Origin of the sequence: Streptomyces sp. NPDC048565, assembly GCF_040650935.1 — a bacterium.
Taxonomy (GTDB): Bacteria; Actinomycetota; Actinomycetes; order Streptomycetales; family Streptomycetaceae; genus Streptomyces.
In genome coordinates, this window is the sequence record NZ_JBEZIH010000001.1 from 1 (window position 1) to 19593 (window position 19593).

17 protein-coding genes and 2 tRNA genes are annotated in these 19593 nt (G+C 69.2%); 7 read left to right on the forward strand and 12 right to left on the reverse strand.

The window, feature by feature from the left end:
* Positions 1-55 precede the first annotated feature (55 nt).
* From clpX to AB0C75_RS00025, 5 genes are all read right to left on the reverse strand, one after another.
* Positions 56-1357, reverse strand: a complete 1302-nt coding sequence (gene clpX / locus AB0C75_RS00005; RefSeq protein WP_362885475.1) for an ATP-dependent Clp protease ATP-binding subunit ClpX — start codon at positions 1355-1357, stop codon at positions 56-58.
* Between the two features lie 156 nt (positions 1358-1513).
* Entirely contained in the window at positions 1514-2197 is a 684-nt protein-coding gene (locus tag AB0C75_RS00010; RefSeq protein ID WP_362886120.1) for an ATP-dependent Clp protease proteolytic subunit, read from the reverse strand.
* 67 nt (positions 2198-2264) lie between these two features.
* Positions 2265-2870, reverse strand: coding sequence for an ATP-dependent Clp protease proteolytic subunit (locus AB0C75_RS00015; RefSeq protein ID WP_362886122.1), 606 nt, complete (start codon positions 2868-2870; stop codon positions 2265-2267).
* A 273-nt stretch (positions 2871-3143) separates the two neighbouring features.
* Positions 3144-4577 carry a trigger factor gene (gene tig / locus AB0C75_RS00020; RefSeq protein WP_362885476.1) on the reverse strand — a complete coding sequence of 478 codons (1434 nt, stop codon included), beginning with the start codon at positions 4575-4577 and terminating at the stop codon, positions 3144-3146.
* Between the two features lie 150 nt (positions 4578-4727).
* Positions 4728-4804: transfer RNA gene (locus tag AB0C75_RS00025), tRNA-Pro, on the reverse strand.
* A 167-nt stretch (positions 4805-4971) separates the two neighbouring features.
* Between AB0C75_RS00025 and AB0C75_RS00030 the strand changes: the two genes are divergently transcribed.
* A tRNA-Gly gene (locus tag AB0C75_RS00030) sits at positions 4972-5045 on the forward strand.
* Between the two features lie 167 nt (positions 5046-5212).
* Here the strand turns inward: AB0C75_RS00030 and AB0C75_RS00035 are convergent.
* On the reverse strand, positions 5213-5407 hold the full coding sequence (locus AB0C75_RS00035; protein ID WP_124276493.1) for a hypothetical protein: 195 nt from the start codon (positions 5405-5407) through the stop codon (positions 5213-5215).
* 492 nt (positions 5408-5899) lie between these two features.
* On the opposite strand from AB0C75_RS00035, the gene AB0C75_RS00040 reads away from it, so the two are divergent.
* Positions 5900-7063 (forward strand): acyltransferase family protein, encoded by a 1164-nt coding sequence (locus tag AB0C75_RS00040; RefSeq protein ID WP_362885477.1) that lies wholly within the window; start codon positions 5900-5902, stop codon positions 7061-7063.
* A 48-nt stretch (positions 7064-7111) separates the two neighbouring features.
* On the opposite strand, the gene AB0C75_RS00045 is transcribed toward AB0C75_RS00040, so the two are convergent.
* Positions 7112-7612, reverse strand: coding sequence for an HD domain-containing protein (locus AB0C75_RS00045; protein ID WP_362885478.1), 501 nt, complete (start codon positions 7610-7612; stop codon positions 7112-7114).
* Between the two features lie 151 nt (positions 7613-7763).
* On the opposite strand from AB0C75_RS00045, the gene AB0C75_RS00050 reads away from it, so the two are divergent.
* Positions 7764-8942, forward strand: coding sequence for a cation:proton antiporter (locus tag AB0C75_RS00050; protein WP_362885480.1), 1179 nt, complete (start codon positions 7764-7766; stop codon positions 8940-8942).
* A gap of 125 nt (positions 8943-9067) precedes the next feature.
* Here AB0C75_RS00050 and AB0C75_RS00055 read toward each other — a convergent pair whose 3' ends face one another.
* The 3 genes from AB0C75_RS00055 to AB0C75_RS00065 form a co-directional block, all read right to left on the reverse strand.
* Positions 9068-10213 (reverse strand): PP2C family protein-serine/threonine phosphatase, encoded by a 1146-nt coding sequence (locus AB0C75_RS00055; RefSeq protein ID WP_362885482.1) that lies wholly within the window; start codon positions 10211-10213, stop codon positions 9068-9070.
* 84 nt (positions 10214-10297) lie between these two features.
* Entirely contained in the window at positions 10298-11110 is an 813-nt protein-coding gene (locus AB0C75_RS00060; protein ID WP_362885484.1) for a DNA-formamidopyrimidine glycosylase family protein, read from the reverse strand.
* An 80-nt stretch (positions 11111-11190) separates the two neighbouring features.
* Positions 11191-11679 (reverse strand): ribose-5-phosphate isomerase, encoded by a 489-nt coding sequence (locus AB0C75_RS00065; protein ID WP_362885486.1) that lies wholly within the window; start codon positions 11677-11679, stop codon positions 11191-11193.
* A 247-nt stretch (positions 11680-11926) separates the two neighbouring features.
* Between AB0C75_RS00065 and AB0C75_RS00070 the strand changes: the two genes are divergently transcribed.
* Both AB0C75_RS00070 and AB0C75_RS00075 read left to right on the forward strand, forming a co-directional pair.
* Entirely contained in the window at positions 11927-13366 is a 1440-nt protein-coding gene (locus tag AB0C75_RS00070; protein ID WP_362885488.1) for an amino acid permease, read from the forward strand.
* Positions 13367-13469: 103 nt separating this feature from the next.
* Positions 13470-14786: an FAD-binding protein gene (locus AB0C75_RS00075; protein ID WP_362885490.1), complete on the forward strand. Its 1317-nt coding sequence runs from the start codon at positions 13470-13472 to the stop codon at positions 14784-14786.
* On the opposite strand, the gene AB0C75_RS00080 is transcribed toward AB0C75_RS00075, so the two are convergent.
* Entirely contained in the window at positions 14767-15360 is a 594-nt protein-coding gene (locus AB0C75_RS00080) for a biotin transporter BioY (protein WP_362885491.1), read from the reverse strand. The two genes, AB0C75_RS00075 and AB0C75_RS00080, sit on opposite strands and share 20 nt — an antisense overlap.
* Before the next feature lie 262 nt (positions 15361-15622).
* On the opposite strand from AB0C75_RS00080, the gene AB0C75_RS00085 reads away from it, so the two are divergent.
* Both AB0C75_RS00085 and AB0C75_RS00090 read left to right on the forward strand, forming a co-directional pair.
* Positions 15623-17020: an amino acid permease gene (locus AB0C75_RS00085; RefSeq protein ID WP_362885493.1), complete on the forward strand. Its 1398-nt coding sequence runs from the start codon at positions 15623-15625 to the stop codon at positions 17018-17020.
* Positions 17021-17139: 119 nt separating this feature from the next.
* Positions 17140-18555, forward strand: a complete 1416-nt coding sequence (locus tag AB0C75_RS00090) for an amino acid permease (RefSeq protein WP_362885495.1) — start codon at positions 17140-17142, stop codon at positions 18553-18555.
* A gap of 19 nt (positions 18556-18574) precedes the next feature.
* Here the strand turns inward: AB0C75_RS00090 and AB0C75_RS00095 are convergent, their stop codons facing one another.
* Positions 18575-19540, reverse strand: coding sequence for a winged helix-turn-helix domain-containing protein (locus AB0C75_RS00095; protein ID WP_362885496.1), 966 nt, complete (start codon positions 19538-19540; stop codon positions 18575-18577).
* Positions 19541-19593 lie beyond the last annotated feature (53 nt).

Below are 19593 nucleotides of genomic sequence, written 5' to 3' on the forward strand. Positions count from 1 at the left end.
GCGGCCCCCCGCCGCGGGCCGCCCCCCCCCCTCTCGCGTATGCGGGGTGCTGCCGCTACGCGGACTTCTCGTGGCGGCCGTCGTCGTCGTTCTTGCCGATCGTGCGCGGCTCACGCGGGACCAGGGTCGGGTTGACGTTGTTGCGGACGACGTCCGGGGTGATGACGACGCGGGCCACGTCCTTGCGGGACGGGACGTCGTACATCACGGACTGCAGGACCTCTTCCATGATGGCGCGCAGACCACGCGCTCCCGTCTGGCGGAGGATCGCCTGGTCGGCGATGGCCTCGAGCGCCTCGCGCTCGAAGTCCAGCTCCACACCGTCGAGTTCGAACAGTCGTTGGTACTGCTTCACCAAGGCGTTACGCGGCTCGACCAGGATCTGGAGCAGTGCCTCGCGGTCCAGGTTGTGGACCGAGGTCAGCACCGGGAGGCGGCCGATGAACTCGGGGATCATCCCGAACTTCACCAGGTCCTCCGGCATGACCTCCTGGAACTGGTCGCTCGCCTGGATCTCCACCTTGGAGCGGATCGTGGCCCCGAAGCCGATGCCCTTGGCGCCGGCCCGCGACTCGATGATCTTCTCCAGGCCCGAGAAGGCACCGCCCACGATGAACAGCACGTTCGTCGTGTCGATCTGGATGAACTCCTGGTGCGGGTGCTTCCGTCCGCCCTGCGGCGGTACGGAGGCGGTGGTGCCCTCCAGGATCTTCAGCAGGGCCTGCTGGACGCCCTCGCCCGATACGTCGCGCGTGATCGACGGGTTCTCGCTCTTGCGGGCGACCTTGTCGATCTCGTCGATGTAGATGATGCCGGTCTCGGCCTTCTTGACGTCGTAGTCGGCGGCCTGGATCAGCTTCAGCAGGATGTTCTCGACGTCCTCACCGACATAGCCGGCCTCCGTCAGCGCCGTCGCGTCCGCGATCGCGAACGGGACGTTGAGCATCCGGGCCAGCGTCTGCGCGAGGAGCGTCTTGCCCGAGCCGGTGGGGCCCAGCAGCAGGATGTTGGACTTGGCCAGCTCGATGGCGTCGTCACGATTCGCGCCGCCGCCGTTCTCCCCGGCCTGGACCCGCTTGTAGTGGTTGTACACAGCGACCGAGAGGGCCTTCTTCGCGGGCTCCTGCCCGACGACGTACCCCTCGAGGAACTCGTAGATCTCGCGCGGCTTGGGGAGCTCCTCCCACCGCACCTCGGAGGTCTCTGCGAGCTCCTCCTCGATGATCTCGTTGCAGAGATCGATGCACTCGTCGCAGATGTACACACCGGGTCCCGCGATGAGCTTCTTCACCTGCTTCTGGCTCTTTCCGCAGAACGAGCACTTGAGCAGGTCGCCGCCATCTCCGATGCGTGCCACGAGGTGCTTCCCCTTCGCCTGGGAGCAGCCTGGTTCAGCGGCTCCTGGTGCCTCTATCCGACGGTACCTTGCCTGGCCCCCCGTTCGGGCCCCCCTTGGCACGGTTCACACGGCCGAGGCCGTGCGGGTGGACTGTGCCAAGGGGAAAGACCGACGTCAGACGGACGCGCCTGCGGTGGTCTTACGGGTGGACACGATCTGGTCCACCAGACCGTACGCGAGTGCGTCGTCGGCGGTAAGGATCTTGTCGCGCTCGATGTCCTCGCTGATCTTCTCCAGCGGGGTCGTGGAGTGCCTGGCCAGCATCTCCTCGAGCTGGGTGCGCATCCGCAGGATCTCGTTGGCCGCGATCTCCAGGTCGGAGAGCTGCTCACGGCCGGTCTGCGAGGACGGCTGGTGGATCAGCACACGGGCGTGCGGGAGCGCCATGCGCTTGCCCGGGGTGCCGGCAGCCAGCAGGACGGCGGCGGCGGAGGCGGCCTGGCCCATGCAGACCGTCTGGATGTCCGGCTTCACGAACTGCATCGTGTCGTAGATCGCGGTGAGCGCGGTGAACGAGCCGCCGGGGCTGTTGATGTAGATCGAGATGTCACGGTCCGGGTCCATCGACTCCAGGCACAGCAGCTGCGCCATGACGTCGTTGGCCGAGGCGTCGTCGATCTGGACGCCGAGGAAGATCACGCGCTCCTCGAAGAGCTTCGCGTACGGGTCGTACTCACGCGTGCCCTGCGAGGTCCGCTCCACGAAACGGGGGACGATGTAGCGGTTGTCCACCTGCGGGCCGGTGTAGAGGCCGCTCGCTGAGGCGCCGGAGAGGTTGTTCATGTGGGTGTTCACCATCCTGGTGGCGTTCATGTGGGCTGGAGGTCTCGGCGTACGAGAGGGTGCGGGGTGGTGCACGCCCGGATCAGGCGCCGGTGCCGCCGCCGCCCGGGATGCCCGACGCGGCCGAGATGATCTCGTCGATGAGGCCGTACTCCTTGGCCTCTTCCGCGGAGTACCAGCGGTCGCGGTCGCCGTCGCGGATGATCGTCTCCACGGTCTGGCCGGAGTGGTGGGCGGTGATCTCCGCCATTCGCGTCTTCGTGCGGAGCAGGTACTTCGCCTGGATCTTGATGTCCGACGCCGTACCGCCGATGCCGGCCGAACCCTGGTGCATGAGGATGTCGGTGTTCGGGAGCGCGAAGCGCTTGCCCGCCGTGCCACCGGTGAGCAGGAACTGGCCCATCGAGGCCGCCATGCCCATACCGATGGTGATCACGTCGTTCGGGATGTACTGCATGGTGTCGTAGACCGCCATGCCTGCCGTCACCGAGCCGCCGGGGCTGTTGATGTAGAGGTAGATGTCCTTGTCGGGTTCCGCGGCAAGGAGCAGAAGCTGTGCGGTGATCTTGTTGGCGATGTCATCGTCGACCTGCTGACCGAGGAAGATGATGCGTTCGCCGAGCAGTCGGCTGTAGACCTGGTCACCGAGGCCTCCACCGAGGGACGGCTCTCCGGCGGCGTAGGGCATCAGATTCGTCACGTATCCACCTGCTCGTCTCTGACGGCTCCGGCCGTCTCAGCGTCTTCGTACCGGGGTGGGCCGGGACTACCCGACCCTTCCTCTTCATGGACCCTAACGCGCAGGTGGGACAACGCCATCCCGCTTCCCCAACTGTTCGCTGGGAGCGCAAGGTGAGCAGCGGGCACAAGGGTTCCCGAGGGCGGGCCGACACGACGACGGGCCCCGGACATCAGCGTCCGGGGCCCGTCGTGCGGATCAGATCAACGAGCGGAGCGAGGCTCAGGCCTCGTTCTTCTCGTCCTTCTTCTCGTCGGCGGCGTCGGTGGCACCCTCGACGGCCTCGGCCGTCTCGGTGGCCTCGTCCGCTGCGCCTGCTGCGTCTGCTGCCTCTGCCGCGTCTTCATCGTCTTCGAGCTCGACGACCTCACCATTGGTGTCGACGACCTTGGCGGCCTCGACGACGACGGCGAGCGCCTTGCCGCGGGCGACCTCGCCGACGAGCATCGGCACCTGGCCGCCTTCGACGACGGCCTGGGCGAACTGGTCGGGGCTCATACCGGAGGACTGCGCGCGCCGCATGAGGTGCTCGGTGAGCTCCTCCTGGTTGACGTTCAGCTTCTCCTTGTTGACGAGCTCGTCCAGGATGAACTGGGTCTTGATGCCCTTGATTGCCTGCTCGGAGGTCTCGTTCTCGAACTCCTCCAGGGTCTTGCCCTGGATCTCGAGGTACTTCTCGAGGTCGAGACCCATCTGGCCGAGCTGGTGGTGCTCCAGGTTGTGCTTGCGGGTCTGGACCTCGTCCGCGAGAAGCTTCTCGGGGATCGGGACCTCGGCCAGCTTGAGCAGCTCCTCGAGCACACGCTCCTGGGCCTGGGTGGCCTGGTCGTACTGCTTGGTGCTCTCCAGGCGCTTGCGACTGTCCTCGCGGACCTCGGCGAGCGTGTCGAACTCGCTCGCCATCTGTGCGAAGTCGTCGTCCAGCTCAGGCAGTTCGCGGGAGGCGACGGCGGTGACCTTGACGGTGACCTCCGCCTCCTTACCCTCGGCGGAGCCGCCCTTCAGCTCGGAGGTGAAGGTGGCCTCGCCACCTGCCTCCAGGCCGGTCACGGCCTCGTCGATGCCTTCGAGGAGCTCGCCGGAGCCGATGGTGTACGAGACACCGGCGGCCACGCCGTCCTCAAGGATCTCTCCGTCGACCTTGGCTTCCAGGTCGATGGTCACGACGTCGCCGTCGGCGGCGGCGCGCTCGACCGGGTTGGTCGAGGCGAAGCGCTCACGGAGCTGCTCCACGGCCTTGTCGACGTCTTCGTCGCTGACTTCGAGTGCGTCCACGGTGACCTCGATACCGGAGTAGTCCGGAATCTCGATCTCGGGACGGACATCCACCTCGGCGGTGAAGGCCAGCAGGTCGCCGTCCTTGAGCTCGGTGATGTCAACCTCGGGCTGGCCCAGAACGTTGAGCTCACCCTCGTTGACAGCCTCGGTGTAGAACTTCGGGAGGGCGTCGTTGACGGCCTCCTCCAGAACAGCACCACGGCCGAACCGCTGGTCGATGACGCGGTTGGGGATCTTGCCCTTACGGAAGCCCTTCACCGTGACCTGCTGGTTGATCTTCTTGTACGCCGCGTCGAGGCTGTCCTTGAGCTCCTCGAAGGGCACCTCGATGCTGAGCCGAACCCGAGTCGGGTTCAGGGTCTCCACGGCGCTCTTCACGGTTCGGTCTCCTTGGTGGCTGACTTCTTGGGGTTCTGCTGGGCCGCCGAGAGGCGGCTTCGCGGATCGAGCCCGGTACATCAGACACACGGGCACGCAATTTGCATAGTAACGGCAAGGGGGAGGACTCCCACAATGCGATCTTGCTGGTGGTCGGGGTGGCCGGATTCGAACCGACGACCTTCCGCTCCCAAAGCGGACGCGCTACCAAGCTGCGCCACACCCCGTCGGTGCGACACGTAGGGTACATGCAGAAGCGCACCACGTCGGCCGTTTCGCGGAGGGGGGCCCGGGGACCGCCATGGGGGCACACCGATACGGGTGTGCGCGCACCTCCCCCGACCCGCTACGATGCTGTGCGTACCGCGGTCCACGGACCTGCGGTGCGGTGCTTGCGGGCGTAGCTCAATGGTAGAGCCCTAGTCTTCCAAACTAGCTACGCGGGTTCGATTCCCGTCGCCCGCTCCAACGGCTCAGGGCCGGGCGGAGGTTTTCCTCCGCCCGGCCCTGAAGCGTTTCCGGGGTCCCCGCCCATCGATCCGTCTTCCCGTGCGCGGACGCGCGGCCCGTGCGCGGACGCGCGGAACGAGCCCGGCCCGGCTACGGAGCCGCCGGGCCGGGCTTCGGGGTGTCCCTCAGAAGCTGATCTGGTTGATCGTGTCGGCTATCGAGTTCATGAATCTGTTGATCGAGGGCGCCATGCCGGTCGAGGCCAGGAAGAAGCCGAAGAGCACGGCGACGACCGCCGGGCCTCCCTTGATGGATCCACCGCGGATCAGCACCACCAGGACGATCCCCAGCATCAGCACCACAGACAGTGAAATGGCCACGACTGATCACACCCTTGGTCGGTCCGCCTTGCCGGCCCGGTGGCGTGCGACCAGCACACCTCCGTCGCTTCCATCGTGCCACCAACTCCCCTGTGCCTGCTGCCGGGTGATGAAGAGACATGACCGGATCGCGCCATCCTCGCGCCCGCGTACCCCCCGCGCGCACCGTGGCGTGATCCGGCGCACGCAGGGGCAGGGGCGGTGCAGGGGCGCGGGCCGGACCTAAAACTGTGCGCCTGCTGTGCGCAGGGCAGTTCGCATATCGATCGATGTGACCGTTTCCATATCCCCACACTTCATTCACGGCGATTCGCCGGACGTTCGTGCGATGAAATTCACTCCCCTCAACCGCCCGCCGATATGCCCCATTTAAGACGGATGAATCACTACGTAACGGGCGGTTTTCGACGGTTTCATTTTCGAATGGCCGGGAACACGCGATATCCCTTGAGAGTTTTACGCGTACGGATCGACGGGTCTAAGGTGCATGAGATGTCTAAAGCTCCCAGCGAAATCCAGAGGGCCCCGATCACCCCGGAGAGCCGGGAGTCGGAGCCAAGACACGAGCAGGTCCTGACCGGCACGGATGCCCCCTCCCCCGCCGCCGAGGCCGCTCCGGCCGGTGGTGCGGCACCCAAGCCGGCCAAGCACCGTGACGCGTACTTCGACAATGTGAAGTACCTCGCGATCGTGCTCGTCGCCGTGGCCCACGCCTGGGAGCCGGTGATGGACGGCAGCCGCACGACGCGCGCGCTGTACATGGTCGTGTACACGTTCCACATGCCGGCGTTCATCCTGGTGTCGGGCTACTTCTCGCGGTCGTTCGACATGAGTTCGGCCAAGGTGAAGCGCCTCATCACCGGGGTCGTCGTGCCCTACGTGCTCTTCGAGACCGCGTACTCGCTCTTCAGGCGGTACGCCGGCGGCGTGGACGACACACCCATCACCCTGCTCGACCCGCTGTTCCTCACCTGGTTCCTGATCGCCCTGTTCATCTGGCGGGTCACCACACCGATCTGGCAGTCGCTGCGCCACCCGCTGCCGATCGCCCTCGCGATCGCCGCGCTGGCCTCGCTGACGCCGGACATCGGCGACGACCTGGACCTGCAGCGCGTCTGCCAGCTCCTGCCGTTCTTCGTGCTCGGCCTGCTGCTGAAGCCCGAGCACTTCCAGCTGGTGCGCCGCCGTGAGGTGCGGATGCTGGCGATTCCGCTGGTCGCCGGGGCGCTGGTCTTCGCCTACTGGACGGCGCCGCGCATGCAGCTCGGCTGGTTCTACCGCAGCAACAGCGCCCAGGAGATGGACTTCCAGTGGTGGACGGGTCCCGTGATGACCCTGGCCATGTTCGGCTGCGCACTGCTGCTCACGATCGCCTTCCTGGCCTGGGTCCCGCGCCGCCCCATGTGGTTCACCGTGCTGGGCGCCGGGACGATCTGCGGCTACCTGCTGCACGGCTTCCTGGTGAAGGGCGCTTCCTACGCGGGCCTGTTCGACCGCTACGAGTGGCTCTCGGGCCCCCTGGGCCTGATCGTCGTGTCCGTCACCGCGGCCGTCGTCGTGACCCTGCTGTGCACCCCGCCGGTCCGCCGCGCCCTGCGCTTCGCGACCGAGCCGGACATGAGCTGGGCGTTCCGCCGGAACCCCGCCAAGCGCTGAGCCTGTCCGGATCGGCCCCTCCCGCCGGAGGCCGGCCCCCTCGGGACGTCAGCCGTCCGCGGGGTTGGCTTGATCCCGCCGTTCGGTGGGCCCGACTCCCCCGTCGAGCCCCAACAGGCCGCGCACCTGCGCATACTTCGCGGTCAGCCGGGTACGGGTCGCCGGTTCCAGGACCGCGAGCCGTTCCGGGTCCGCGTTGTGCGCCAGATCCGACTCCTTGATCAACAGCGCCCCGGGCGTGGCGAGAATCCGCCCGGTGTACGCGACGAGGTCCTCGCCGTCCCGCTTGGTGACGGCGAGGACCATTTCCTTTACCCGCAGGGGAAGCGGGGCCTCCTCCAGCCACTGCCGTGACAGCGCGCCGTCCTCGATCGCGTCGTGCAGCCAGGCGGCCGCCCTCTGCTGCTCGCTGCCGCCCCGGATCCGTACGCCCTCGGCCACCGCGGCCAGATGTTCCGCGTACGGGCGCCCCGCCTTGTCGGTCTGCCGGCGATGGGCCTCGCGGGCGATCGCCTCCACCTGGGGCAGCGTCAGATCCGGGCTCGTCATGGGCCGACCGTACCCCCCGCGGAGCGACATTTCGACGGGTCAACAGATGCACCCCGAATCGTTCGGTAAACTAATTACTGACGATTCCTTGACGCACTCTTGACCGAACGAAGGAGACGGGCTCATCGGACACGCAGACACGCTCATCGCCATGGGGGGCGCCTTCCTCGCCGCCGCCGTCCTCGCCCGCCTCGGCGGCCGTATCGGGCTGCCGACCATCCCCCTGTTCATCCTCGCCGGGATCCTGCTCGGCGCACACACGCCCGGGGTCGTTCTTCTCGACGACCCGCACGACCTCGAGATGCTCTCCGCACTCGGTCTTGTGCTGCTGCTCTTCTACCTGGGGCTCGAGTTCCACCTCGACGACCTCAAAGCGGGCGGCCGCAAGATGGTGCTCGCGGGCACCGTCTATCTGATCCTCAACGTCGGCGCCGGCCTCGGCTTCGGCTTCGTCCTGGGCTGGGGCAACTCCGAGGCGCTGGTGCTCGCCGGTGTGATCGGCATCTCGTCCTCGGCGATCGTCACGAAGATCCTGGTCGACACGAAGCGGCTCAACAGCCCGGAGACCAAGCCGATCCTCGGCATCATCGTCGTCGACGACGTCTTCCTCGCCCTCTATCTGGCCGCCCTGCAGCCGATCCTGTCGCAGTCCGACGGTCTCGGCGCCGCCCTGCGGGACGGTGGCAAAGCCTTCGGCTTCCTGTTGCTGCTGGCTCTCATGGCCCGTTTCGGCATCAAGTTCATCAGCAAGCTGATCAACACACGGGATGACGAGCTGCTGGTCATCTCCTTCCTCGGCGCCGCTGTCTTCGTGGCCGGTGTCTCCGAGTGGTTCGGGGTCGCGGACGCGATCGGGGCCTTCATGGTCGGTCTGATGCTCGGCAGCACGAGCTCGGGCGACCGCATCATGAAGCTGGTCCACCCGCTGCGGGACGCCTTCGGCGCGATCTTCTTCTTCGCCTTCGGACTCTCCATCAACCCGGGCGACCTGCCGAGCGTGATGTGGCCGGTGCTGATAGCGGTCGCGCTGACCGTGGCGATGAACGTGCTCTCCGGCCTGTTCTCGGCACGGGTGTACGGCTTCGGCCCCCTGCCCGCGGCGAACATCTCCACCACGCTGATGGCCCGGGGTGAGTTCGCGCTCATCCTGGCCACCATGGCGGCGGGTGCGGGACTGGACGAACGGCTCTCCCCGTTCATCGCCGGATATGTGCTCGTGCTCGCGGTCCTCGCACCACTGGCCGCCGGACGCTCGCACTGGCTCGCCCGGATCCTGCCCGGAGGGCGGGCGAAGGACGAGGAACAGGAGAAAGTGTCGGTCGCGGCGTGATGCCGCCCGGCTCGGGTGCGGGGCGATCGTCCCGCACCCGGCACCGGGCCCTTTCACGTTGTGGTGACGTGAGGCCCTTGCCTTGACGTCAGTGCGGTTTCCACCGCTTTCGTACGATTCCCGATTCAGGCCCGACGGGACAGCAGCAGGAGCGCGCGGTCGTCGTTGACGTCCTTCGCGCAGGCCTCGATCAGATGCCAGGCCGCTCCCTCGAAGCCCGTCGCGACATACCGGTCGGCCTCGCCGGTCAGCCGGTCGATGCCGTCGGCGATGTCCCGGTCGGACGCCTCCACCAGCCCGTCCGTGAAGAGCATCAGGACGTCCCCGGGCTCCAGCGAGCCCTTCACCGCGTCGAAGTCCGCCCCGTCGTACACCCCGAGCAGCGGGCCGTCGGCGGCCTTCTCCTCCCACCGGCCGCTGCCCGCGTGCAGTTGCAGCGCGGGGGGATGACCGGCGGAGAGGATCTCGTAGTCACCGGATTCCAGGTCCAGGACGAGATGGATCGAGGTGGCGAAGCCCTCGTCCCAGTCCTGGCGCAGCAGATAGCCGTTGGCCGCGGGCAGGAAGCCGTGCGGGGGCAGGGAGCCGAGGAGACCGCCGAAGGCCCCGGACAGCAGCAGGGCGCGGGAACCGGCGTCCATGCCCTTGCCCGAGACGTCGGTGAGCACGACCTCCAGGGTGCGTCCGCCGTTGGTACGGGCGGCCACGACGAAGTCGCCGGAGAAGGACTGGCCGCCGGCCGGGCGGAGCGCCATCTCGCGGTGCCAGCCACCGGGCAGCCGTGGCAGGGCGCTCTGGACCCGGATCCGCTCACGCAGGTCGAAGAGCATCGTGCCGCCGCGTCGCCACGGCACCCCGACCCTGGCCCTGAACTGGGCGAGGACCAGCCCGAAGAAGCCGCAGGCCGCGACGGTCAGGACGGTGCCCGGTGTGACCCTGGCAGGCCCTTCCGCGTAGGGGCCGAGGGCGATGGACTCCACGATCAGAGCGGCGGCCGCGGCCGCGTAGAGCCCCAGCAGACTGGCCGGCCGCAGCAGCAGACCGCCGGCGACGATCGGCAGGGCGAGGGCGGTCGGTGAGGACCAGACGGGGTTGAGCAGGGTGGTGCAGGTGATGACGGGTACGAGGACCAGCAGACCGACCAGGGCTATCCAGTCGGACCCGTCACCACGGAAGTAGTCGACGCCGGACCTGCGCAGCGCGATGCGCGCCCGGTGCGCTGATCTCCGCCACCGGGCGGTGTAGCTGTCTGCTCCTCTGCGACGGGCCATTGCCGGGACCTTATCCACCCGGCGGCCTCCGGTGCAGGGGGGCCCGGTGACAATATGTTCGAAACGCGTGCCCGGAACCCGGAATTACGTGGAGGGCTGGCAGGCCGGGCACCAGAAGAGGTTGCGGGCCGCCAGGCCTGCGGTGCGGATCTCGGTGCCGCAGATGTGGCAGGCCTGCCTGGCCCGGCGGTAGACGTACACCTCGCCGCCGTGGTCGTCGACCCGCGGGGGCCTGCCCATGGCCTCCGGGAGGTGTTCGGGGCGGACCGTGTCGATGCGGTTGTTCCGTACGCCCTCGCGCATGAGGGCGCCGAGGTCGGCCCAGATCGCGTCCCACTCGCCCCGGTCGAGGTCCATGCCCGGGCGGTAGGGGTCGATTCCGTGCCGGAAGAGGACCTCGGCGCGGTAGACGTTGCCGACACCGGAGACGACCTTCTGGTCCATCAGCAGGGCGGCGACCGTGACACGGCTGCGGGAGATCCGCTGCCAGGCCCGCTCGCCGTCCTCGTCGGAGCGCAGCGGGTCAGGGCCGAGGCGGTCGTGTATCGCGCGCTTCTCGGGCCCGGTGATCAGGGCGCACGTGGTGGGGCCGCGCAGGTCGGCGTGGTGGGCGTCGTTGAGCAGGCGCAGCCGGACCGTGTCGGTGGGCGGCGGCGCCGGGGCCGCACCGAAGCCGAGCTTGCCGAAGAGGCCGAGGTGGATGTGGACCCAGGCCGATCCCTCGAAGCCGAGGAAGAGGTGCTTGCCGTGCGCGTCGACGCCGGTGAAGGTCCGGCCGTCCAGCAGCGCCGCGCTCTCGGAGAACTTGCCCTGGGGGCTGCTCACCCGCACGGGCCGGCCGGCGAACCGCTCGTGGTGGTCCGCGGCGAGGCGGTGGATCGTATGCCCCTCGGGCACGGCATGTCTCCTGGTCACGTCACGCGCTTGTGCCGCCGGGCGTACGGCTCCGGCGGCACGAGGAACGCGGGTGGGGCCGGTCAGCCCTGCTGCGGGTGGTGGGCCGGGATCGGGGGGAGCTCGCCGGTGCTCTCGTACTCCGAGAGCATCTCGATGCGGCGGGTGTGGCGTGCCTCGCCGGAGTACGGGGTGGCGAGGAAGATCTCGACGAACTTGGTGGACTCCTCCACCGTGTGCATCCGGCCGCCGATGGCCACCACGTTGGCGTTGTTGTGCTCACGGCCGAGTGCGGCGGTCTGCTCGCTCCAGGCGAGTGCGGCGCGGACGCCCTTGACCTTGTTCGCGGCGATCTGCTCGCCGTTGCCCGAGCCGCCGATGACGATCCCGAGGCTCGCCTCGTCCGCGGCCGTCCGCTCCGCGGCGCGGAGGCAGAACGGCGGGTAGTCGTCCTCGGCGTCGTAGATGTGGGGTCCGCAGTCGACCGCCTCGTGGCCGTGGGTGGTGAGCCACTCGACGAGGTGGTTCTTCAGTTCGAAGCCGGCATGGTCGGAGCCGAGGTACACGCGCATGGTGCGAAGTGTGGCACGGACAGGGCGGGGTAATCGTCAGCGGGGTCGGGACCCACCGGGCGTTCCGGGGATCCGGTTCAGGTCCGGGCCTGTGCGCGGTGCCACAAGGGCAACGATCAGGTCAAAGACCGGAAGAGGGGGTTCCGATCCAGGTGTCGACCGGGCTTGAATGCGTGGCCTTGCCTCGGCGGTACCCCCGCCGAGGCAACACCGACACACGTGATCAGAAAACGTAAGGATTCGATCCATGACGTCGCAGTCGACGCTGACCGGCCCGGGCCAACAGCCCGGCGAGCCGGGCAAGCCGGGCTCCCCGGACGGCCTTCAGGCCGGCCTCAAGAACCGCCATCTCTCGATGATCGCCATCGGCGGCGTGATCGGAGCGGGCCTCTTCGTCGGCTCGGGCGCCGGCATCGCCGCCGCGGGGCCGGCCATTCTCCTGTCGTACGCGCTGGTCGGCCTGATGGTCGTCTTTGTCATGCGAATGCTCGGCGAGATGGCCGTCGCCCGGCCGAGCTCCGGTTCCTTCTCCGCCTACGCCGACCAGGCCCTGGGCCGCTGGGCCGGCTTCTCCATCGGCTGGCTGTACTGGTTCTTCTGGGTCGTGGTGCTCGCCGTCGAGGCCACGGCGGGCGCCAAGATCCTGGAGAGCTGGATACCGGGCGTTCCGCAGTGGGCGTGGGCCCTGATCGTCATGGTGGTGCTGACGGCGACCAATCTGGTCTCCGTCGGCTCGTACGGCGAGTTCGAGTTCTGGTTCGCCGGGATCAAAGTCGTGGCGATCGGCGCGTTCGTCATCGTCGGTCTGCTCGCCGTGTTCGGCGTCCTGCCGGGTGCGGACAACGCGGGGTCGGGTCTCGCCCATCTCACGGACGCCGGCGGATTCTTCCCGGAGGGGCCGGGGGCCATCCTCACGGGTGTGCTGATGGTCGTCTTCTCATTCATGGGCAGCGAGATCGTGACACTGGCGGCCGGTGAGTCCGAGAACCCGCAGCGCGCCGTCTCCCGGGCGACCAACAGCGTGATCTGGCGTATCGCCATCTTCTACCTGGGCTCGATCTTCGTGGTCCTCACCCTGCTGCCGTGGAACGACCCCTCGATCGTCAAGGACGGTTCGTACGTCGCCGCGCTGAACGCCATCGGTATCCCGCACGCCGGCCAGGTCATGGACGTCATCGTGCTGACGGCCGTGCTGTCCTGTCTCAACTCCGGCCTCTACACGGCCTCGCGCATGGCCTTCTCGCTGGGACAGCGCGGAGACGCGCCCAAGGTCTTCGCCCGGGTGAACGGGCGGGGTGTGCCGCAGGCGGCGATCCTCTCGTCCGTCGTGTTCGGCTTCGTCGCGGTGTTCTTCAACTACCAGTGGCCCGACACGGTGTTCGCGTTCCTGCTGAACTCCTCCGGCGCGGTCGCCCTCTTCGTGTGGCTGGTGATCTGCTTCACCCAACTGCGGATGCGCGGCATCATCCTGCGCGAGTCCCCCGAGAAGCTCGTCGTACGGATGTGGCTCTTCCCGTATCTGACCTGGGCGACGATCGCGATGATCTCCTTCGTCCTGGTCTACATGCTGACCGATGACGACGGACGCGAGCAGGTGCTGCTCTCGCTGCTGGTCGCTGCGCTCGTGGTGGCCGTCTCGCTGGTGCGTGAGGCCCGCGGCAGGAAGGCCGCGGCGCCGGTCGAGTGACCGCCGCACATACCTGACGGCAGATGTCAGGTTTACCCGGAAGGCTCTCCCTCGTCCCGAGATCTCGTCCCGTGATCCCGCGAGCGAACGGAGAGCCTTCCCCATGACCGCCATCCCCGCAGTCGACAGCTTCCAGACCGGCTTCGCCATCCGCCCCGACCTCCTGGTGGAGGCTTCGAGCGCCGAGGACGTCAGGGCCGCGGTGCGGGACGCCGCGGCCCGCGGTCTGTCCGTCGCCGCGCACGCGACGGGGCACGGGCTGCCGGGCCCCGTCGAGGGCGGGGTACTGATCCGTACCCGCCGGATGGACACCGTGCGGGTCGATCCGGAGCGCCGCACCGCGCGTATCGGGGCGGGCGCGACCTGGGCCTCGGTCGTCGCCGCCGCGGCCCCGCACGGGCTCGCCCCGCTGAACGGCTCGTCGCCGGGTGTGGGCGCCGTCTCGTACACACTGGGCGGTGGACTCGGCATCCTGGCCCGGGAGTTCGGCTACGCCGCCGACCACGTCCGCTCGCTCGATGTGGTGACGGCCGACGGGGTGGCGCGCCATGTCACCCCGGACAGCGAGCCGGACCTGTTCTGGGGACTGCGCGGCGGCGGCCACCGCCTTGGCATCGTGACGGAGCTGGAGATCGGCCTGGTGGCCGTGGAGCGGCTGTACGGCGGCTCGCTGGCCTTCGACGGAGACAGGGCCCCCGAGGTGCTGCGGCGTTACCTGGAGTGGACGCGGACCGTGCCGGAGACCTGCACCTCCTCGCTCGCGGCGCTGAGCTACCCCGACATGCCGCAGCTGCCCGAGCCGCTGCGCGGGCGGTACGTGGTCTCGGTGCGGGTCGCCTTCACCGGGTCGGCGGCGGACGGCGAGGCCCTGGTGGCGCCGCTGCGGGCGATCGGGCCCGCGCTCTCCGATTCGCTGCGGGAGATGCCGTACACCGAGAGCCACACCATCCACAGCGACCCGCCGTTCCCGCACGCCTACTACGGCGAGGGCCTGATGCTCCGCGACCTGGACGCGGGGGCTGCGGCGAGGGCACTGGAGCTGACCGGCCCGAAGGCCCCGACCATGACGGTCGTCCAGCTCAACCACCTGGGCGGCGCCCTGGCCGCACCGCCCGCCGTGGACAGCGCAGTGCCCTACCGGGAGGCGGGCTTCCTGCTGCGGCTGCTGTCACCGCTGGACGGTACGGACGTCTCCTCGGTACGGGCGCTGTACGTGAAGGTGGCCGGGGAGACCGCGCCGTACGCCCTGGGCCGCTCGCTGAACTTCGCCTTCGGCGGCGGGGATCCGGCACGGACCCGTCAGGACCTGCACGAGCCCCGGACACGCGAGAGGCTCGCCGGTCTGGTGTCGCGTCACGACCCGGCGAGCCTCTTCGGTGGTGCCTACGGCATCGACGGCGTCAGCCGCGGCGCCCGATGAGCTTCCAGGAGGCCGGCAGCGCGCCCATGGCCAGTACGGCCTTGAGGGCGTCGCCGATCAGGAACGGCACCAGGCCGGCGGCGACGGCGGCGCCCATCGACATACCCGTGGAGAGCGCCAGGTAGGGCACGCCGACCGCGTAGATGACGAGGGATCCGGCCACCATCGTGCCCGCGGTGCGCAGGACGGAGCGGTCACCGCCGCGGCGGGCGAGGCCGCCGACGACCGTGGCGGCGAGCAGCATGCCGAGGACGTAGCCGAACGACGCCCCGCCGGGGCCCGAGCTGCCCTCGGAGAACCACGGCATGCCGGCCATGCCGACGAGCGCGTACACGGCGAGCGAGAGGAATCCCCGGCGGGCGCCGAGCGCGGTGCCGATGAGCAGCGCGGCGAAGGTCTGGCCCGTGACGGGGACCGGGGAGCCGGGGACGGGCACGGCGATCTGGGCCGCGATGCCGGTGAGGGCGGCACCGCCGACGACCAGCGCCGTGTCCACGGCGTAGCGGTGCCGGACTGCGGGCAGCAGGTCGGCGAGGACCGCTCCGGAACGGACGGGGGCGGCAGCAGTACTCATCGGGACTCCGCGGGTGAGGTCGGCAGGCAAGGACGGGCTGAGGGTGACGTTAGCCGACTGAATATCCCTCGATCACCATCAGCGGCCCACAAACCGGTGGTTGGGGGTTTGGTCGGGTTCACACAAAGAGCATCACGCAATCACTCCCCGGGGTGATGCTGGTCACGAAGGTGGGCGTGTGTGCCGTCCTCGGTTCGGGCGGAGGGGGCGCAGCGTGAGACTGTAGGTTCCCCATAAATGATCCGAGAGTGACCCGCAGCTCATGCACGACGCGCCCCCCACGCACTCCCCCGCACGGTCCGAGCCCCTGGCCCACGGTCTGAAGCAGCGCCATCTGACGATGCTCGGTCTGGGCGGGGTGATCGGCGCGGGCCTCTTCGTCGGGTCGGGCGCCGGGATCGCGGTCGCCGGGCCCGCCGTCGTCGTCTCGTATCTGATCGCCGGCGCGCTCGCGATGCTGGTGATGCGGATGCTCGGCGAGATGTCGGCGGCGATGCCCGCGTCGGGTTCGTTCTCCGTCCACGCGGAGCGCGCTCTGGGCCGCTGGGCGGGCTTCGCTGTGGGCTGGCTCTACTGGTTCATGCTGGTGGTGGTGCTCGCCGTGGAGGCGACGGCCGCCGCGCAGATCGCCCACGCCTGGGTGCCTGCGGTGGATCAGTGGCTCTGGGTGCTGCTGTTCATGGTGGTGTTCACCGTGACCAACCTGACGGCCGTGAAGAACTTCGGCGAATTCGAGTTCTGGTTCGCCGCGCTCAAGGTGGCCGCGATCGTGGCCTTCCTGGTCCTCGGACTGCTGGCCGTGTTCGGGGTCCTCCCGGACACCGGCCCGGTGGGCCTGACCAACCTCACCGGGCAGGGCGGTTTCCTGCCGAACGGCTGGGACGGCGTGGTCTCCGGTGTGCTCACGGTGGTGTTCGCCTTCGGCGGCCTGGAGGTCGTGACGATCGCGGCGGCCGAGACCGACGATCCCGCGCGCGCGGTGGGACGTGCGGTGCGCAGCGCGGTGGTGCGCATCCTCTTCTTCTACGTCGGTTCGATGCTCGTGATCGTGACCGTGCTGCCGTGGACCGCTCAGCAGGCCGGGCTCAGCCCGTACGTGAAGGTCCTGGACTCGGTCGGGGTGCCTTCGGCCGGGCAGATCATGAACATCGTGGTGTTCGTGGCGCTGCTCTCGGCGCTCAACGCCAATCTGTACGGCGCGTCCCGGATGATCTTCTCGCTGGCCGAGCGCGGTGAGGCGCCGCGCGGGCTGCTGAAGGTGCCGGTCGGGCAGGGCGGCGGGGGCGGGGTGCCGCGCCGGGCGGTGCTGGCCTCGGTCGCCTTCGGCTTCGTCTCCGTACTGCTCAATCTGGAGTGGCCCGACACCGTCTTCCTCTACATGCTCAACTCGGTCGGGGCGGTCCTGCTGTTCGTCTGGGGCCTGATCGCGGCTTCACAGCTACGGCTGCGGCGCCGGCTGGAGCGCGAGGCACCGGACGCCCTGACGCTGCGGATGTGGTGCTTCCCGTATCTGACGTGGGTGGCCCTGGCCGGTCTGGTGGGCGTCCTGCTGCTGATGCTCACCGATGACACGGCCCGTCCACAGGTGCTGTGGTCGGCGGGGGCCACCGCGCTCGTGCTGCTCGTGGCGGGGGTACGGGAGTTGCGCGCGAAGCCGTAGGCGGACGCGCACCATGCGTGAGCCCGGTGACCGCATAGCGGACAGCGGTTCCCCGTCGCCGGAGCTCATGGCCAGACTGTGGGCCATCCCCCTGTCCCGACCAGTGAACAGAGCTGTCCATGTCCCGGACCTCCGCGCCGCCCCCCACGGACGCGACCGCCCCCGCGGCCGACTCCGCGCTCACCCACGGCCTCAAGCAGCGCCATCTGTCGATGATCGCCCTGGGCGGGGTGATCGGGGCCGGACTGTTCGTCGGCTCGGGTGCGGGCATCGCAGCTGCCGGTCCCTCGATCGTCATCGCGTACGGCGTCTCCGGGCTGCTGGTCATGTTCGTCATGCGGATGCTCGGCGAGATGTCCGCGGCCAACCCCGCGTCCGGCTCCTTCTCCGTCCACGCGGAACGGGCGATCGGGCCGTGGGCCGGCTTCACCGCCGGGTGGTCGTTCTGGGTGCTGCTCTGTGTCGCCGTCGGCCTTGAGGGCATCGGCGCCGCGCAGATCGTCACGGGCTGGCTGCCCGGCACGCCGGAGTGGGCCTGGGTCGCCCTGTTCATGATGATCTTCCTCGGCACGAATCTCGCCGCCGTCAAGAACTTCGGTGAGTTCGAGTTCTGGTTCGCCGCGCTCAAGGTCATCGCGATCACGCTCTTCCTGGTGCTGGGCGTCCTCGCGATCCTGGGCGTGCTGCCCGGCACCGACTCCCCCGGCACCTCGAATCTCACCGGGGACGGCGGCTTCATGCCGCACGGCTCCGAGGGCCTCATCATCGGCCTGCTCGCCTCGGTCTTCGCGTACGGCGGCCTGGAGACCGTCACGATCGCGGCGGCCGAGTCCGAGAACCCGGTGCGGGGCGTCGCCATGGCGGTGCGTACGGCGATGTGGCGCATCGCCGTCTTCTACATCGGCTCGATGGCGGTCATCGTGACGCTCGTGCCGTGGGACGACCCCACGGTCGCCGAGGTCGGCCCCTTCTACGCGATGCTCGACCACCTCGGCATCGGCGGCGCCGCGGAGATCATGAACGTGGTCATCCTGGTCGCCCTGCTCTCCGCGATGAACGCCAACATCTACGGCTCCTCGCGCATGGCCTGCTCCCTGGTCGCCCGAGGCCAGGGACCGAAGCTGCTCGGCAAGGTCTCGTCGGGCGTCCCGCGCAACGCGGTGCTCGCCTCATCGGTCTTCGGCTTCCTGTGCGTGCTGCTCAGCTACTGGCGTCCCGAGGACGTCTTCCCCTGGCTCCTCAACATGATCGGCGCGGTGATCCTTGTCGTCTGGATCTTCATCGCCGTCTCCCAGCTGATCCTGCGCAGGCGGACGGAGCGCGAGTCCCCGGACCGGCTCGTCGTACGGATGTGGCTCTTCCCCGGCCTGACGATCGCGGCACTGGCGGCCATGACCGGCATCTTCGTCCTGATGCTGCGCCAGCCCGACACCCGCGACCAGCTCCTGGCGACGGGCGCCCTGACGGCGGTGCTGATCGTGGCCGGCGTGGTGCGGCAGAAGCGCGCGGAGCGCGGCGCCCCGGCCCGGAACTGAACCCGCGGGCAGCCGGGCCTCAGCGGGGCTGAGCTCGCAGGAGCACCTCGCCTGCCTCCGTACGGAAGTAGAGGACCGCGCGTCCCGACCTGCGGCGCCCCGCCAGCCCCGCGTCATGCAGCACCTTCAGATGGCGGCCGACCGAGCCCAGGCCCTGGCCGGTGAGTGCCACCAGCTCGGTGGTGCTCCTGGGGTGGTCGAGCAGCACGAGCACCCCTGCCCGTGCGGGCCCCAGCAGCCGGCCGAGGCTGTCGGGGACCGCGGGCCGGTCCGCGTCCGACAGGGTTCCGGAGCAGGCGTACACGACGGCGTACCGCTGCGCCGCCGCATCCCAGGAGACCCAGCCCTGGCGGGGTGTGACAGGCACGAACACCAGTCGTACGCCGGCGAGTTCACGCGGCGGGTAGTCACGCGGGTTGACCTGGAGCCGGCTGCCGCCCAGCCAGCGCATACCCGGCCTCATCTTCTCCAGCGTGTCGGCCCAGCCACCCTGGCTGAGCTGTCCCGCGCGCGCCACGATGTCGGCCTCGATGCTCCGGCGCCGGCGCGGCCAGTCCGGGGCCACGACGCGCTCCCACACCCATTCCAGCAGGTCGGCGGCCTTCTGCGGCAGGTCGGGACGGCGGAGCAGCGCCGGGAGCCGGCCGCCGGCGGAAACCTCCAGGTCGGCGAGGGCGCTGTCGGGGGACGTCTCGCGCACCAGGACCAGGTCCTGGGCGAACGTGGTTCCGCCGGTGGGCGTCGGGGTGAGGAAGTCCGCGTTCCAGTGGCCGCCGAGACCGGTCCGTACGAGCTGCACGGTGACGGGATCGTCGGCGAGCCGCTCCAGGTAGGCGGGCCTGTGCGCGTCGAACCAGGCTCGTTCCGCGGGGTTCGTGGCCGCTCCGCACTCCAGGAACTGCAGGGTCGCGGTGGCCTCGGCCAGTTCCGACACGATGAACCTGCCGGCGGCCAGGGTGTCCGCGTTGATCTGCCACCAGCCCATGGTTTCGCCTCCGTGCGAAACAGTAACGGCCGTGCGCGCCCCTGGCCGAGACT

Coding starts and splice junctions, on each gene's coding strand:
- AB0C75_RS00075 (WP_362885490.1), top strand. CDS start 13,470: ATGACCGCCATCCCCGCAGTCGACAGCTTCCAGACCGGCTTCGCCATC.
- AB0C75_RS00080 (WP_362885491.1), bottom strand. CDS start 15,360: ATGAGTACTGCTGCCGCCCCCGTCCGTTCCGGAGCGGTCCTCGCCGAC.
- AB0C75_RS00045 (WP_362885478.1), bottom strand. CDS start 7,612: ATGACGAGCCCGGATCTGACGCTGCCCCAGGTGGAGGCGATCGCCCGC.
- AB0C75_RS00090 (WP_362885495.1), top strand. CDS start 17,140: ATGTCCCGGACCTCCGCGCCGCCCCCCACGGACGCGACCGCCCCCGCG.
- AB0C75_RS00015 (WP_362886122.1), bottom strand. CDS start 2,870: ATGCCCTACGCCGCCGGAGAGCCGTCCCTCGGTGGAGGCCTCGGTGAC.
- AB0C75_RS00095 (WP_362885496.1), bottom strand. CDS start 19,540: ATGGGCTGGTGGCAGATCAACGCGGACACCCTGGCCGCCGGCAGGTTC.
- AB0C75_RS00065 (WP_362885486.1), bottom strand. CDS start 11,679: ATGCGCGTGTACCTCGGCTCCGACCATGCCGGCTTCGAACTGAAGAAC.
- AB0C75_RS00050 (WP_362885480.1), top strand. CDS start 7,764: ATGGGGGGCGCCTTCCTCGCCGCCGCCGTCCTCGCCCGCCTCGGCGGC.
- AB0C75_RS00040 (WP_362885477.1), top strand. CDS start 5,900: ATGTCTAAAGCTCCCAGCGAAATCCAGAGGGCCCCGATCACCCCGGAG.
- AB0C75_RS00055 (WP_362885482.1), bottom strand. CDS start 10,213: ATGGCCCGTCGCAGAGGAGCAGACAGCTACACCGCCCGGTGGCGGAGA.
- AB0C75_RS00010 (WP_362886120.1), bottom strand. CDS start 2,197: ATGGTGAACACCCACATGAACAACCTCTCCGGCGCCTCAGCGAGCGGC.
- AB0C75_RS00070 (WP_362885488.1), top strand. CDS start 11,927: ATGACGTCGCAGTCGACGCTGACCGGCCCGGGCCAACAGCCCGGCGAG.
- AB0C75_RS00085 (WP_362885493.1), top strand. CDS start 15,623: ATGCACGACGCGCCCCCCACGCACTCCCCCGCACGGTCCGAGCCCCTG.